13 protein-coding genes are annotated in these 15,400 nt (G+C 62.1%); 7 read left to right on the forward strand and 6 right to left on the reverse strand.

The features are described 5' to 3' along the window. Positions 1-72 precede the first annotated feature (72 nt). From VHX65_13860 to VHX65_13880, 5 genes are all read right to left on the reverse strand, one after another. The gene (locus VHX65_13860) at positions 73-540 is read right to left on the reverse strand and encodes a hypothetical protein (GenBank protein ID HEX3999633.1); all 468 of its coding nucleotides are present in this window, start codon (positions 538-540) and stop codon (positions 73-75) included. 21 nt (positions 541-561) lie between these two features. After that, entirely contained in the window at positions 562-699 is a 138-nt protein-coding gene (locus VHX65_13865) for a hypothetical protein (protein HEX3999634.1), read from the reverse strand. Continuing rightward, positions 696-1,049 carry a hypothetical protein gene (locus tag VHX65_13870; GenBank protein ID HEX3999635.1) on the reverse strand — a complete coding sequence of 118 codons (354 nt, stop codon included), beginning with the start codon at positions 1,047-1,049 and terminating at the stop codon, positions 696-698. Before VHX65_13870 ends, VHX65_13865 begins: the two co-directional genes overlap by 4 nt. 162 nt (positions 1,050-1,211) lie before the next feature. Continuing rightward, positions 1,212-1,490, reverse strand: a complete 279-nt coding sequence (locus VHX65_13875; protein HEX3999636.1) for a hypothetical protein — start codon at positions 1,488-1,490, stop codon at positions 1,212-1,214. A 168-nt stretch (positions 1,491-1,658) separates the two neighbouring features. After that, positions 1,659-2,168, reverse strand: coding sequence for a hypothetical protein (locus tag VHX65_13880; protein ID HEX3999637.1), 510 nt, complete (start codon positions 2,166-2,168; stop codon positions 1,659-1,661). A 439-nt stretch (positions 2,169-2,607) separates the two neighbouring features. Here VHX65_13880 and VHX65_13885 point away from each other — a divergent pair, with 439 nt between their 5' ends. From VHX65_13885 to VHX65_13915, 7 genes are all read left to right on the forward strand, one after another. Further along, on the forward strand, positions 2,608-3,228 hold the full coding sequence (locus VHX65_13885) for a hypothetical protein (GenBank protein ID HEX3999638.1): 621 nt from the start codon (positions 2,608-2,610) through the stop codon (positions 3,226-3,228). Next, positions 3,225-4,046 (forward strand): carbon-nitrogen hydrolase family protein, encoded by an 822-nt coding sequence (locus VHX65_13890; protein ID HEX3999639.1) that lies wholly within the window; start codon positions 3,225-3,227, stop codon positions 4,044-4,046. Before VHX65_13885 ends, VHX65_13890 begins: the two co-directional genes overlap by 4 nt. An 810-nt stretch (positions 4,047-4,856) precedes the next feature. After that, positions 4,857-5,936 carry a 2-amino-4-hydroxy-6-hydroxymethyldihydropteridine diphosphokinase gene (gene folK / locus VHX65_13895; GenBank protein HEX3999640.1) on the forward strand — a complete coding sequence of 360 codons (1,080 nt, stop codon included), beginning with the start codon at positions 4,857-4,859 and terminating at the stop codon, positions 5,934-5,936. Positions 5,937-6,242: 306 nt separating this feature from the next. Then, positions 6,243-7,115, forward strand: coding sequence for a pantoate--beta-alanine ligase (panC, locus tag VHX65_13900; protein ID HEX3999641.1), 873 nt, complete (start codon positions 6,243-6,245; stop codon positions 7,113-7,115). An 88-nt stretch (positions 7,116-7,203) separates the two neighbouring features. Further along, on the forward strand, positions 7,204-8,631 hold the full coding sequence (locus VHX65_13905) for a prolipoprotein diacylglyceryl transferase family protein (GenBank protein HEX3999642.1): 1,428 nt from the start codon (positions 7,204-7,206) through the stop codon (positions 8,629-8,631). Positions 8,632-9,034: 403 nt separating this feature from the next. Beyond that, a complete protein-coding gene (locus VHX65_13910; protein ID HEX3999643.1) occupies positions 9,035-9,595 on the forward strand; it encodes a sigma-70 family RNA polymerase sigma factor in 561 nt (186 codons plus the stop codon). Between the two features lie 268 nt (positions 9,596-9,863). Next, positions 9,864-12,554 (forward strand): hypothetical protein, encoded by a 2,691-nt coding sequence (locus VHX65_13915; GenBank protein ID HEX3999644.1) that lies wholly within the window; start codon positions 9,864-9,866, stop codon positions 12,552-12,554. Positions 12,555-13,304: 750 nt separating this feature from the next. Here VHX65_13915 and VHX65_13920 read toward each other — a convergent pair. After that, a complete protein-coding gene (locus VHX65_13920; GenBank protein ID HEX3999645.1) occupies positions 13,305-14,654 on the reverse strand; it encodes a M20 family metallopeptidase in 1,350 nt (449 codons plus the stop codon). Positions 14,655-15,400: the final 746 nt, after the last annotated feature.

The following is a 15,400-nucleotide window of genomic DNA, read 5'->3' on the forward strand; positions in this document are numbered from 1 at the left end:
GGAGCGCCGCACGACGACAACCGCCCGCAATCCGCGGCCGTCTTGAAAACCGCGGCGCGTCCAACGATTCAGTCAGGCGGTATCAACTCCCGGCGCCGGCACTGGCAGACTGCGCTTGCCCAGTGCCGCACGGTCGCCTCCGTCCATTCGATCGTCGACGCTTGCGCCATTGCTCTGCCTCTCTAGGCCGGACCGGATTTGGAAGTCGTGTACGAAGGTATACGATATTGGCTCGATCTGCGGCAAGCTGTTTAAACGCGCTCGTCCTCCGCGCCCCTTTTGGCCGGCGAGCCGCGACACCAGAATTCGTCGATGCGTTGGCCTTGCCTCGCTAGCGTTCGACAGCTTGTTGCATCGGAAAATACCATAACGATTTTTGCGCTCTTCCACCGATAGGCAGTTTGCGGCAATCAAAATCTCGTCGATCGCCCTGCCAGCCGGCATGTCGTCCGCAACGAGAAACACGCCGGGCATCGGCATGCCCGCCGCGACCCGGTTGTATGCGAAGCGAACCACGGTGTTGCGATCGTGCGTCAGCAATACCAATCCGCGCGCCGCGGCTCACTCTAGGACGGTTGGATCGGCCGCTTCCGCTAAGCCAACCTCGCGCGTGCGAGTGAATTCCAGGGCGGGATCGCGGCGGGTGAGGCCGTCGACGATGTGCTCGTTAAAGTTCTGATCAACGAGGAAGATCGTCATTCGTCCAATCCCTTTGAACGGGCTCGGGCCAATAACTCATCGTTGCTGACGTTGCCAGTCATCCCCGCTTCTTGCAGCTTGCGGGCGACCATGGCCGCCTCCTCATCGCAACTGCGCAAATAGTTGTCGAACGGCGTCGGATTTGCCAAATAGTGGGTGATGATCGCGTAGACGTCTGCCAGCGCCAGCGACCGATAGCTGCGCACGATGCCCTCGGGGGATTCGCCTCGCCGGAAGGCCCTGAGAACCAGTTCCAGAAGGACGCGGCTCTTACCAACGCGAAAAATGCCCGGCGGGTCTTCCGATAAGGGAACCACTACAGTCAACGGTTCGAAATCGACAGTCGTCATCGCGAGGTACCTGTATAGAATGATGCTCCCGCTTACATTCTACCCCATCCGTCCTGAGCGCGCCATTCCGCTCGCTGTGCCGCACGATGCGCTGGCCGACGCGCCTGAAATGGGTCGATGCTTGCCGGCGCCATTCAGACTTGATTGGATAGAACAGAAATTTTATCGAACGCTTCCGACCGCATAGTCCACGAAATCGCGGCCGATCGTGTTCCAGTTCACCCGCACCGTGACGATCTCTCCGTTGAAGATGTCGTTGCTGTTATGCGGATTAACGATCTCGAAAAGCTGGCTGGTGGCGTTGTAGGCCACGATCATGTCGAAGTGATTCGAAACGTAGCCCGAATCCCGAGGCGTCGTTTGCGACAGTAGCATCAACGGCTTGCCGGCATTGAAGTCGGCGGCGAGTGTGGTCGTGATCGACCTGAGCCTTTTTGCCAACTGCGACTCAAAGCTCGTTGCCTTGGTTGTGCATCGACATCGGAGTAGCTTAGCGTCGGGCGGGGCGAAGTGTTATGCCGCAATTGTGATGGCAAAAAAAATCGGGGCCAACCGTTGAAGGTTGGCCCCGATTCGGCATAAATGCCGCTTCGCGATGATGCGAAGGGGTTACCGGCAAGAACCGCAGTCGAGTTGGCTGCACGTTTTGCCGTACGAGTTGGCGTAGCAGCTGTCGCCGAAGAGCATCCAATCCCGACCGTGGCGGTATTCGTGGTGCCGGTCGCAACCGTCGTGATCGCAGCCGCGGTGATCGCAGCCATTGTGATCGCAACCATTGTGATCGCAACCATTGTGATCGCAGCCGTTGTGATCGCAGCCGTTGCCCTGCGGCGCTCGCGGCGGGTTTCCGCCGAACGTGACTTTGAACGGCGGAAGAAGCTGCTTGAACGTGCTCCGAGGAAATCTGCTCCAAACCGGCGGCGCGCTCGGCTTAGGACTCGATGGACCGAAGGGGCCCTCTTCGCTGACCAATGTTCCGCCCTGATGCTTGAGCCCCTTGAGCGGATTGACGGTATGGGCCGGCGATTGGCCTTTGATATTCTTCGCCTCGACCGATCCGACCTGCATGGCAATCATTCCGAAACCGAACGCGACCGCGATTAGCAAAGAACGACTCATGGCACACCAAACCTTTCTGAATTCACGAGTTACGAGTTGTATTCGGCAGGCGTTTTGCTTGCCACTACAATGCTCAGCGTGAAATCGCCCGGGATGTTACGCCGGCCGGCTAAAAAAGGCCTCCTCAGCAGAATCTGTGGGTGAATTCTGGCTCGCAAGGGCACCAAGCCTGTGATAAGGCGATTTTCGCGGTTTCGGGCTAGCGCGGCACCCCATTTTTTGGATTTGTTGGCAACGCGGTGGATTCGACGCCAATCGCGCGCGCCAAATCATCATCAAGGCAGGCAAGGGGAGCCAGAAAAACCACCGCATCGGAATTCGACTAAAGACCGCGGGGCACATTCGCCGATCCAAGGAATTCTTCAGCGTCGCAGTTTTTAGCAAGTGCGCTCGCACGGATGCAGTCGTCGATAGCGAGCAGGTTGTCGGAGACAACACGATGCAAGCAGCGGTCGTGTCGGTGTTGCTGATGGCCGGCGTTTGTGGGGCCGCGCCGAGCCCAAGCAACTGCGAAAATTCCCCCGCGGTCGTTCGGCAGGGCTACAGCGACGGCATGCAGCCGGCGGCTCGGCTTTGGTCGCCCGTGGCGCCCGATGGCACCGTGACTTACAACACCGCGCTGTTCGGCCGGCCGCGATACTCGCCACTCTGGTTGGTCCCTAGCCGGGCGACCTTCTATCCGGGCAACTATGCCCGGCCGTATGATTATCGCGAGAGATTCGATTATCCGTGGAATGGCCCGCGGCCGGCGCCGGAAGCGCCGGCGTTTGCGGGGCCTCCGGCGCCGGAGCCGTATCCGCCTCGTGGCCCGCTGCCAGAAGGCCCGGGCCTGGCTGCATCGGCCCAGCATCTGCCCGCGAGCGCATGGCCGACGGCGACGGCCGCGGAATATGTTCGCCAATCGCAATCGCGCCTCGCGTCCAACAGCCGATTGAAAGAAGGGACGGGCACCGCGCGGCCGAGCGAAACGTGCGATAAGATCGACGGGTCGCTCGGAGGCAGCCCCCCATTTCAACAGGCCGCCAAGGCGCCACGGAACAACGATATCGAATCGCCATGACCCAGCCGTTTCTCGCCGCCGCCGTTCAAATGCAGTCGGGCGAGGACAAGGGGGCGAATCTGGCCGCGGCCATCCGGCTGGTCGAGCAAGCGGCCGCCGCCGGAGCCGAACTCGTCGCGCTGCCCGAGTTGTTCAACTGCCTCGGCACGTATGCGAAGGTCTGTGCGGAAGCGGAAGCCGTGCCGGGGCCCACCAGCGAGACCATGGCGAATCTGGCCGCCCGGCTGGGGATCACGTTGCTCGCGGGCAGCATCGCCGAACGAGCGCCGCTCGGCGCTGCGACGGCCATTTACAACACAAGCCTGCTCTTCGATCCCGACGGCCGGCTGTTGGCGCGGTATCGCAAGATGCACCGTTTCGACGTCGATCTGCCGGGGCAGGTCGTGGCGCGTGAATCGGATTGGTTTGCGGCGGGCGCCAATATCGCGACCGCCACGACGCCGCTCGGCGCGCTGGGCACGGCGATCTGCTACGACTTGCGGTTTCCCGAATTGTTTCGGCGGATGGCGTCGGCCGGCGTGCAAGTGATTCTGCTCCCTTCGGCATTCACGCTCCACACCGGCCGCGACCATTGGCAAGTGTTGCTGCGCGCCCGGGCGATCGAGAATCAGGCATACGTCGTCGCCCCGAATCAGTGTGGCCGTCATTCTCCGCAACTCGTGAGCTACGGTCATTCGGCAATTGTCGATCCGTGGGGGCGGGTGTTGGCAAGCGGGCCTGAGAGCGGCGAAGCGATCGTCGCCGCCGAAATCGATTTGGCATATCTTTCGACCGTGCGCAGTCAACTTCCCGCACTCGCGCATCGGCGCTTTCTTTAGAAGCCGTTTTGAAAACCGCTGGGGACGGTCGCCTGTCGGCGTGCGCTGATTGCGCGTGGCGGCGGAAAAAATTTCCCGCAAAAGTTTTTCCGGAAAAATTTCATTCGGGAAATTTGCGGTTGTGCGGTTTGATCGCTTCACGATCTTTCCAGCGGCGGCATGATTTTCATCCCGCGAACGACGAGGTGGAGCATGCGTGGAAGAAAATGCAAGAGGGCATTTCGCGCGCTCCCGCGCGGCGCGCGATCTCGCGAAACAAGTTGCTTGACAAGATGCCCTCGCTCCGCAAAATGGGCCAACAGTCAAGCGTGGCAGTGCAGTGTGTCTTGAATCACTTTGCGGAACATCGCCGAACTCATCGGCGTTTTATCGGGTCGAAGTTCGCGCTGCGGCTCGGTCGATCAGGTGTGGAAAAATCAGGCGAGCGGCGCGCGAGCGGCGGCGCGACGCAGCGGCCGGATTTTGATTCGTTGTGCAAAGTTGGTCACGACATACCGCGGCCTTCGCAGGAACGACGCGGCGCCGCAAGCGAATGCTTGGGGGTGCGACTGAGGGATCGAATGCAGGCGACTTAGTCGCGCGCTGGATGCCCCCCCTAGCTGCGCCGCGCTCTCGTGCGGCATAATGCGATGGCGCCGAGCGCTAGGCTTCGTTGCGCAGAAAAATAACTCGGCATTTTGAACTCGGCGGTTCCATGCCCACGGCTTTGCGTGGGCACCCACCTTGAGGCGGTCGCCGAGTAGAATTTTTCGGTCGGTCCTAATTCTGCACGGCCGGTGCCGAGCTCGTTCCGTCAAAAGCCATTTTCCCATGACTGCGGCGCTCGTTGCGCTTGGCGCGAATCTTGGCGATCGACGCGCGATGCTCGATCGGGCCGTGCAGTTGCTCGCCGAGCGGCCGCATGTGCGACTGATTGCGGCAAGCCGCCCGCTCGTGACACGGCCGATCGGCGGAGACGCGGATCAGCCTGAATTTCTAAACGCGGCCGCATTGTTCGAAACGGCGCTTGGCCCGGCCGAATTTCTTGCCGCGATGGCGGAAATCGAGCTCGCCTTGGGCCGTCGCCGCGACGAGCCGCGCTGGAGCGCCCGCCCCATCGATTTGGACCTTTTGCTTTTCGGATCGTTGGTGCTCGACGCGCCGGGGCTGAGCGTGCCTCATCCGCGGATGGGTTTCCGGCGGTTCGTGATCGAGCCGGCTGCGGAAATCGCCCCCGACATGCGGCATCCCACGATTCTTTGGACGCTGGCCGAACTGCGCGACCATTTGCGTTTCGCGCCGCCCTATGTCGCGATCGCCGGTGCGCCGCGAGCGGGAAAATCGGCGCTGGCGGCCGACGTGTCCGTCTCGCTTGGCGCTCGGCTACTGGCCGATCCGACGACCAGGCAAACGGCTGCGGGAGCCGCTGCCGGCCCGTCCGCTGACGCCCTTGCATCTGGTCCGGCCTGGCAACGCGAGATAGAATTGCTCGGGTTGCGATTCAATCAGTTGGCGATGTCGGGATTGGCATCGCCGTCAGGCGGCGCGGGCCACGCGCCAAATGCGGCGATTGGCGACTATTGGTTCGATCAATCGCTCTGTGTTGCGGCAATCGCCGTTCCCGCGGAACAAGCGGCGGAGTTTCGCGAACGCTGGCGGGCTGCCGCCGTTCAGGCGCCACGACCGAAGCTGCTTGTGCTTCTCGATGCGCCGCTCGATTGGCTCTGGGAACAGATAGAACCCACAGCGGAAGTGCGGTCTTGGCTGAATCGCGAATCGTTTGCACAATTGCGACAATCGATCGTCGATCGGGCCACCATGCAATACCGCGGGCCGCTGCTGCGATTGGATAGCCGGCAACCGGAACACGCCCGAGCCGAACTGGCCGCCGCAGTGCAAGCGGCCAATTGAGATTCGCAACCGCGGATAATTCAGAGGCAATGGCCGCATGCGGGAAAGCAAGGCTTGGCCGAAAAGTAACTTCTCCACAGACCCCGCTCCCCTTGCGGGAGAGGGTCGGGTGAGGGGTTCAAGAAGCGGAGGTTATTTTTCGGCCGGGCCTAAGTTCGGCATTGAAACTCGCGCGGGAGGCGCCCCTCGCTAACGCGTCGGGCTAATGTCCCTTCGAGAAACGTCATTGTAGCCCGACGCGTTAGCGAGAGAGGCGCCGCAAAAACGCGACGCTGTTCCTCCGTCGCCAAATCCGAAAATCAACTCATGTCTGACATCGCTTCTCCCGAACTGCCCACCGTCATTCGCGACCCGGATCTCTTGCTGGACCGCGTGCGCGCCTGGCAAGCCGCGGGCGAGACGGTCGGATTGGTGCCCACGATGGGGGCGCTGCACGCCGGCCATTTGAGCATGGTCGCGCGATCCACGGCCGAATGCTCCCGCACGGTGGTCACGATTTTCGTCAATCCGGCCCAGTTCGGTCCGGCGGAGGATTTCGACCGCTATCCGCGCCAGCTTGAGCAGGATGTGGAAAAGCTGCGTGGCGCCGGCGTCGATGTGGTGTTCGCGCCCAGTACTGAAGCGATGTATCCACCCGATTTCGCGACCTATGTCGAAGTGGAAGGGCTGAGCCAGCATTGGGAAGGGGCGAGCCGGCCGGGGCATTTTCGCGGCGTCGCCACGATCGTGCTCAAATTGTTTCAAGCCGCCCCCGCCGATGTTGCCTATTTCGGCCAAAAAGACTATCAGCAGGCGGTGATCATTCACCGCATGGTGGCCGATCTGCAATTGCCCATCCAAATCCGCGTGCTGCCGATCGTTCGCGAAGCCGACGGAATCGCGATGAGTTCGCGAAATGCCTACCTCACGCCCGACGACCGCCAACGGGCGCTCGTGCTATCGCGGAGCCTGCAATTGGCCATGCAATTGATTCGCGATGGCGAACGCGACGCCCGGCGGATCGCGGATCGCATGCGCGAGATGATCACGTCGACCGAAGGAGTGGCGCTCGATTACGCAACGTTGGTTGACCCCACGACGCTTGCCGAAAAGACCGAAGTGGTCGGCACAACCGTAGCATTGGTAGCCGCGCGCGTCGGCGCCACGCGATTGATCGACAATGAAATCATAACAGGCTGAAGGCGACAGGCTACAGGCTTAAGAACGCGCGCCCTTCCGCCGTTTGCCTTCGTACCTCAAGCCTTCAGCCTCAAGCCTGTAGCCTTTTATGCTCCAAACGCTTTTCTATATTCCTGACCGTGTGTTCGGCATGCCGCTGTTCGGTTGGGGGCTGCTGTTGGCCGTGTGGGCCGTGGCCAGCGCCGCGACGTTGAGCTATCAAGTCTGGCGGCATGGATTCGGGCAACAGGCGGCCAGCTATTTGCCCTTGTTGGCGCTGATCGGCTTGGCAATTCGATTCCTGCTGCCGGCCCTGGAACAGGTCGAGCATTTGCCGACCGGTGAGAATATCGTGCTCGGTCTGCCGATCCGCGGTTATGGCGTCATGCTGCTGATCGGCTTGGTGTCGGCGGTCGGGCTGGGGGTGTATCGCGCGCGGCAGCGCGGCATCGATCCGGAAATCATGTATTCGCTGGCGATCTGGCTCTTCATCGGCGGATTCGGCGGCGCTCGATTGTTCTATGTGACGGAATATTGGACGCAACAATTCGTCAAACATCATGCCGATGGAAGTTTCGATTTCGGCGCCACGCTCGCCGCGGTGGCCAACGTGGCCCAGGGCGGGATTGTCGTTTACGGCGGATTGGCGGGCGGAGTGCTGGCCGGCGCGTTTTTCCTGCGCCGGCATCGGTTGCCGGTGCTGCGAATCTTCGACATCTGCGCTCCGAGCGTGATGCTCGGGCTGGCGATCGGACGGATCGGATGTTTTTTGAACGGCTGTTGCTATGGCGGCGTGTGTGCGCTGCCTTGGGCGGTCGCGTTTCCGCAGCAATCGCCGCCCTTCGAGCGGCAAATGAATCGGGCTCAATTGTATCTGCACGGTCTGGCGTTCTCGGATCAGGGAACCGGCTTGGGCGGACCGGCCATCATTTATCACGTCGAACCCGGCTCGGCGGCGGCTCGGGCCGGCCTGAAGGCCGACCAGCAGATCGTCGAGATCGATCGCCAAACGGCGAGCGATCCGAAGCCGGTGCGGATCTTTCCCGCCAAACGGCGCGAGGGTGCGGGCGAGGGAGCAGTCGTGCAAGACGATTCGCTTTCCGCTGCCGAAATGGCCCTCTTGGGCGTATCGGGCGAAGGAACGCGGATCACGCTGCGCACCGATCGAAGCGCGGAGCCTGCGAGTTGGGCAATCACGGCCGCCGACGAACCGCCGCAGCGCAGCTTGCCCGTGCATCCGACGCAGCTTTACGATTCACTCGGGGCGGCGCTGCTGTGCCTGCTGCTGATCGCCTACGGACCTTTCAGCCGGCACGACGGCGAGACGCTGGCCTTGCTGTTCATTCTCCATCCCGTCGCCCGGTTCCTGATCGAGGCGATCCGCACCGACGAGCCAAAGAAGTATTTCGGGATGAGCATTTCCCAGGTCGGCAGCCTGCTATTCGTCGCTATCGCCATGGGGCTGTGGTTCTATCTCCGCCGGCGGCCGGCAAAATCGGCGGGGCCCCGCCTCGCGGCACCGATCGCCGTCGGCTGACGATTGTCGATCTCGAGACCGTGTGCCAATCGATCTCGAGATCGTGTGCCACTGGCCAAGCGAAGTCGGCCGTGTGCCACTGGCCAGCGAAGTCGGCCAGTGGGAGCGCCGCTGGACTTGGCAATCGCCACTTGAACGCCGCCGTTTGCCGTTTAATCTCGCGTCGCATGCATCCGAGCCTCAACGTCAACCTGCCGGCCGGCACTGGCCGACTGCGCTGGCCAGTGGCACACGCGGCGAGAGCGAGCGCTGCGCAAGTGATGCGGGGACAACGGTTTGACAGGCCCGCCGCCGAACGCGAAGATGGACCGCAGCCGCCCCGGGTTCTCTTGGGCCGCAGTGGAAACCGCCCAGAACGGGAACTTTTCGCGCTTGCGGGGCGTCTCATTCAACGGAGCGAGTGGTGAACGACGACGCCCAACTCATCGATCAAGCCCTTGCTGGCCAATCGGTGGCGTTTGGGCGCTTGGTGACAAAATATCAAGACCGCTTGTACAACGCTTTGGTGCATGTCGTCGGCTCGGCCGAAGAAGCCAAAGACGTCGCCCAAGATGCCTTCGTGCAGGCGTTTTTGAAGCTCGATTCGTTCCAGCGTTCGGCGGCATTTTACACGTGGCTCTATCGCATTGCCTTCAACCTTGCCATCAGCCGGTTTCGCAAGACGAAGCCGACCGTTTCGGTCGATCGGGCGCGCGAATCGAGCGGACAAGAAATCATGGCCCGCGACCCACCGCCGGGCGAACGGCTCGAACAACAGGAACGCGCCCAGCAGGTCCAACTCGCTTTGGCGGCGCTCGACGAACACCATCGGGCAGTGCTAGTGCTCCGGGAAATCGACGGCTGCAGTTATGAAGCCATCGCCGAAATCCTCGACCTGCCCGTCGGCACGGTTCGCAGCCGTTTGCACCGGGCTCGGATGGAACTGCGGGAACTGCTGAAAGGCGTCGTGCAAGAAGAACGCTGACGTTTTCTCCACGATACGAATTGGCACTGAAATAGAACTGCAAAACGGGGATTCGCCGCCGACGGCAATCAGATTTGCTCGAAGCACTATTCGAGCCGAGGCTCGGCGTTTATTCCCCTTCATGAGCTGGCCCGAGAGCTGGCGAAAAGAATGGGGCTTGGCTGCGAACCCGGTCGAAATTGCCCGAAAAAATGGTTTCCCCGAGGTGCCTGTCCCCCTGCTTTCACATCCTCTGAAGGCTCGCAGCGCGCAGCGCAAGGAATCGAACATGGATCCGATGTTTCAAGACGAACGCATCAGCGCCTATCTCGACGGCCAATTGCCGAGCGACGAGCGCGCGCGGTTCGAAGACGAGTTGGCCCGCAATAGCGAGCTGCGCCAGGTCGTCGAGGAATTGCGCGGCTTGCACGACAGCTTGCAGGCCGTGCCGCGTCATTCCTTGAACGACGATTTCGCGGAGCACGTGCTGCGGCGGGCCGAACGGGCCATGCTCACGGGTCCGGCCGTCGCCGCAAACACCGCCGGCGCGAATAGCAATGGCGCGGACTCCGCCAATAGACAATCTACGGCTACGCAATCGACTGACACGCAATCTGCCGCGACGCACGGCGGCGATGGTGTTGCCGCGACGGGCGACTTGCAGGCTGCCGGTGGTTTCGCCGCTCGCTCGTCGTATGCGGATGCTCCGCGTAGCCGCCGGCCGTGGATTTGGGCGGCCGTTGCGATTGCCGTCGGCGTGATGGTGATGGTTCTGAATCCGCAGTCCAAAAAGCATGACCAACTTGCTCGACTCGAATCGACGCCGAACGTCCCGGAAGAGGGTCAGAAATCGCTCCACTCCTCTGCCAGCCCGATGGCTCCGCAGATCTCGGCCGCCGGTTCCGGTGGGAAAGCCTTCGCGGGTGGCGAAAAGCAATTGCTGCGCAAACGTGCCGAAGGATTGGCCGGCGAACCGAATGCGAAACATGAAGCTTCCTCGAACGTCGGATTCGGCGGGCGAGAAAGTTTGGAGCGCGATTCGACATCGCCCCCCGCTCCTCCCGCAATACCCCGGCAAGGCTCGCTTGCGGATGGTGCTGTCGGCGGCACGGCGCCTAATCTGGCAGATTCGACCGGTCGTAATGACGTCGCCGGTAGCGGTTCGCTGACACTCCGTGGCGCGAACGACTATCGCCGTAGCGGCGCTCGCTTGGCCGACTCGCCTGCCGTGCCAGACAAGAACGGTCCTGGCAAAACTGGCCCCAGCAAAATTGGCGCGCCGCCGGCCGATCGGCTGGCGACCGATAACTCGGCCATGGATCGAAAAAGTCTGGATGCCATCTCAACCGGCAGCGAAGCCGCCGACAAATCGGGCGTCAATCGCGCGGCAGCGGCCCCGGCCGGGGTTCTCGCCGCCAATGCCCACGCCAAGCATAACGCCGACACCGATGATTACCAAACGCTGCCGGCCGGCGGGATGATCGTCGGCGAATGGGCCACCACGCCCGAGGTTTCCAAGGAGGCTTTCCAGCGGTTGTTGGCGCAGCGCGGGATCGCCATGAATGAAAGCCCAGCCGCGAACCTGGCCTTGATCAGCGCGGTGCGCAGTGCGTCGACCGGCAAGATCGCTTTCGGCAATCCAACGAGTACGACGGCCGTCGAACAACATGCCGGCCAAGTCGAACAAGGCGAACAAGCCACACAAACCGCCAAATCGATCGACCTGGCTACTGCCGAGAAAGAGCCATCTCTAGATGCCGCCGAGAGTCCTTCGCCCGGGCCGCAGCCGACTGCAACGGTTGCAAAATCGCCGGCACCGGGCGGAGCAGCGCCGCCCACTGCGCTTGGCGTTGCCCGTGCGCCGCGGCCTGCGGCAACGCGATTGGATCCGGCTCGGTCGGATACGGCGAATTCGGCGGTAGCATCGTCGAAAGGCGCGCCGGTGGAGGCATCGAGTTCCGGCGTTGTTATTGGGCCATCGACCATCAATGCTGGCAGCATGCCAAATTTTGCGCCGCCGGGGCCGGCTGCGGGCCAAGGCTCGCTCGAAGTCGTCTATGTCGTCGGCACGCGCGACCAAGTGCTGGGGCTAATCGACGACCTGCACGCCCGCCCGGCCCAATATCGGCGGATGGCGCTGGCTGCCGTCGTGCCGACTCCCTCCAACAAAGAGCGCGGCGCCAAGGCCGGCCTGGAACCGGCACGGCGCGCGTCGAACGAGGCTTCGCCTCCGGCGGCAATCGCACCGGCCCCAATTGCAGCACCGTTTGGCGCGGCGAACAATCCGCCCGATGCCGGAGCAGGGAAATCTTCAGCCGATGCGGCTCAGTCAGCAGCGAAACCTGGCGCAAATAGCGATGCGAATTCTTTGCCCGCCGCCGAGCAAAATGCCGCTGCGTCGTCGGGCGGTGCGGCGAAGGCAGTCAGATCCAGTCCCGCAAGCTCGTCGATCGCCGATTCCGAATCCACGGCGGACTTGGCCGAGCAGCCGAATGGGCTGGGTTGGGCCGCGCGCATGAACCTGCCGCCGGAAACTGAAGGATTCTTGCAGCGGGCGCTGGCCGAGCGGGAGAATCTGTCGCTCCGCCAGAATCGCCAACCAAAGCCACAGGCGCGCCAAGCGCCGGCAGCGGGCACATACGGCGCTGCTGCAAATGGTTCTTTGGAAAAGGACCAACGGGCCGACAATGCAAAGAGCGTCGCCGCAAAAAGCGAGGCCGCAAACGGCGACGCCAAGTTTGGGCTGAAAGACTTGCGATTGGAAACAGCGGCCGTTCATGAAGATCGCGGCGACGAACAAACGCAAGCCGTGTTCGTCTTCCGGGTGCTTCCGCCCGTCGCGCTTTCAACGCCGGTGGTCCCGACTGCGGCGTCGCCCGCAGCGCCGCCCGCGGCAACTTCGCCAAGCGGTGTTCCAACTCCGGCAGCAACCCCTGCGGGCGTTGCGCCTGCGGCGCCACCGGAAAAGGCTGGCAAATAGCCGCCAGCCTTGTTGGACGGAATTGCCTGTGTGAAAGCGGCCAAAAATGCGCCGTCAAAACTTGGTGATCAATAGAAGGCGCCCCGCGCCCGAGGGTAACCGGGGGATCAGCCGCCAGATGGTCTATGCCGACGGATCGCGCGTCGGCGGCATAGGATGCAGGCGGCGGATGTTCCGGACACCAATCGAGCGCAGGGCGCGCGGGGGTCCCAGCGGGCCAATTCCGGCCCGGATTATTTTAGGGTGATTCGCGGATCGTCTGGTTTCTCGCAGAGCAATGGTTGATTAAAAGCGGCCGAAGGAGATCCCTTCGCAACGGCCTCACGTTTCGAGCGATTCCCGTTGCCGTATGCAGGCCGCCGAAGCATTCCCTTCCAGCGTCGCCGGCCAGCAAGCGTCGCTTTTCATAAAGCGTCGCTTTTCATAAAGCTTGGCTGCCGGAGCATCGTAGCAAGCGTTTGCCCCGATTCTTACGAGCCGGGTGTGTGGAATTTGTTTACTCAACTCCGAAAATCGTGGTCCGAAAGTTTCGCTGACATACTCTCTATCCGGATGCCCCATCGATTACGGTCGCCCATTTTGCAAACGTGGTGCCAACGTTGGACAGAATTGTTGTTTATCGCCTAGCAAATTGACGTAACCTATTGTCAATAAAAGGCTAGAGTGTTTGCGCGATGGAGCGAATTATCGGCCAGAAGAGCCTGTAAAAACGGGCAATGCCTCATTCATTTGCGGGCACTGCCCGGTTCGTTAGCGGCCTTCGACGTCGGTAGAACTCGCTTGAGAACGGAGGCCCAATCGCATCAAGTGAAAGATTGCCTCGCTCGCCAGAGGGAGCTGGTCGAGCTGGATCCACTCGTCTGCCGTATGTGCCTGGGCGATCGAACCTGGGCCGAACACGACCGTCGGCACGCCCGCCGCCGAGATGATCGCGGCATTGGTTCCGAACGGAACGCCGATCCGTTCGCCCCCGGCGATCGCGCCGCGCAAAATCGACGATAACCTGCCGGCCAACGCTCCATTGGCCGCATCCGAAAGCCCGCTGCTGTGCATCAGCGGTTCTTCATGCTCGATCAGGGCTGCGCCTGCACGAGCGTCACGGTCAGGCTCGGAATTGGCCGTCGCTTGGCGCCTCGCCCGCAGGCCGGCCGACACGTAGTCGACCGTCCGTTGCCATGCTGCCCGCGGGTCGTCGCCCGGCAACAAGCGATGGTCGATTTCGATGGTGCAGCGATCGGGCACGGTATTGACACCGCTGCCGCCGGCAATCGTGCCAACGCTCAACGTCCGTCGGCCGCATAGCGGATGCTCGCCGAGCGTCGGCAGCACTTCCTGGCTGTATCGCTCCAAAAGCGACACAACGGGAGCCATGCGATAGATGGCGTTGTCGCCCAGGCCGGGATTCGAGCTGTGCGCGGCCCGGCCGTGAGCATGGCAACGCCAACGGATCATTCCCTTGTGGGCCACGACGATCTTGAGTTCTGTCGGCTCTGCGACGACGGCCGCATCGGGGCGTCGCGGGAGGAACTTTAAGACTGCTGGCGGAATCGGTTTTGCGCCAGGCTGGGGGGCCGCTTGTGAGCTTGTGTCTGACCAGATGCGGCACACGCCCTTCGCCCCGCTGAAGCCGTGTTCTTCATTCACGGTGCATGCCAACACAACGGTGGGCCGCGGACCGGCGGCGCTGCTGCGTCCGCTTGCCCGTTCTTCTGCAAGCCGGACCAGCGCGCCGAGCATAACGGCGAGGCCCCCTTTCACGTCGCACGAACCCCGCCCATAGAGCCGGCCATCGCGAACCGTGGGCGTCCAAGGCGGAATCGTCATGCCCTCGACGCCGACCGTGTCTTGATGCACGTCGAAAAGCAGCAGCTCGCCGCCGGCCCCGGGGGGCACGTCGCCGAAGACGCAAGACAAGAGGTTGTCCTGTAGCGGCGCGATCGGCTGCCGGCAGTGCGGTATCTGAAATCGGGCAAGCAGTTTTTCGACGTAGTCGGTGACGCGCCATTCGAAGAATTCCGGGGCGGCAACATTTCGCCCCATCGGATTCACGCTCGCCAAGGCCACCAAATCGCTGAGCGTCGTGTTTAAATCGAGTGGCATGGCTTGCTTTCGAGGTGCAATCTCGGGTCGGGAGAGGCCATCCGGCGTTGAGGACCTCCCTCGCCGGCGCGGCAGGCTAGTATCGACCCTTCGCTAACGCCGGCGGCCAATTTCGCTGCGGGAAAAAATCGAGTGTTGAATCGCTCGCTTTCGCTTGCCTCCCCTACCTATAATGTTCATGGAGAGATTGGCGCTGCTCGGCGGCCGGGCGGGGGATGAAAGTAAGGAAATTTTTTCCAGACCCCTAACGCGTGGTATTGCTATTTGAGCTCGATCTGCGAATACTAAAACACGGAACGAGGGTTCGCCCTCGCTTCCTACCCTTCGTAGGTTCCTGCCCCACCTGCGAAGGGTTCTTTTTTGCGCCCGCGGCAAATTAATGCTGCCGGAATCCCGCCTGGGCTTAGCCCCGATTATTCATAGTGCCAGGAATTCGCGATACGCTGTGAAGTAGTAGTCGGGGGGCGTTTGTGAGCGTAAGCCTCGGTGGCTCGCCTCGCTTACGCTTCGGGCTAGCGTGGCACCATGAAAAATCCGGCTTGAGTTGCTGATCGCACACCGTGCCGCTGCTGGATTCTAAAGACCGTCGCGCGGAAATGAAACCACGCCACGGTGCAAATGCCCGAACCGCGGTCGAAAAAAGATTCTCAGCATCGCTTGGCTTTCCGATCCGCGGGCGCTTGACGGTAAAGCGCGAGGGCATTAGGATTTTCGCGGTTGGCGATATGTCTCGACGGGAGGTCGAG

This window comes from Pirellulales bacterium (assembly GCA_036267355.1).
Taxonomy (GTDB): Bacteria; Planctomycetota; Planctomycetia; order Pirellulales; family DATAWG01; genus DATAWG01.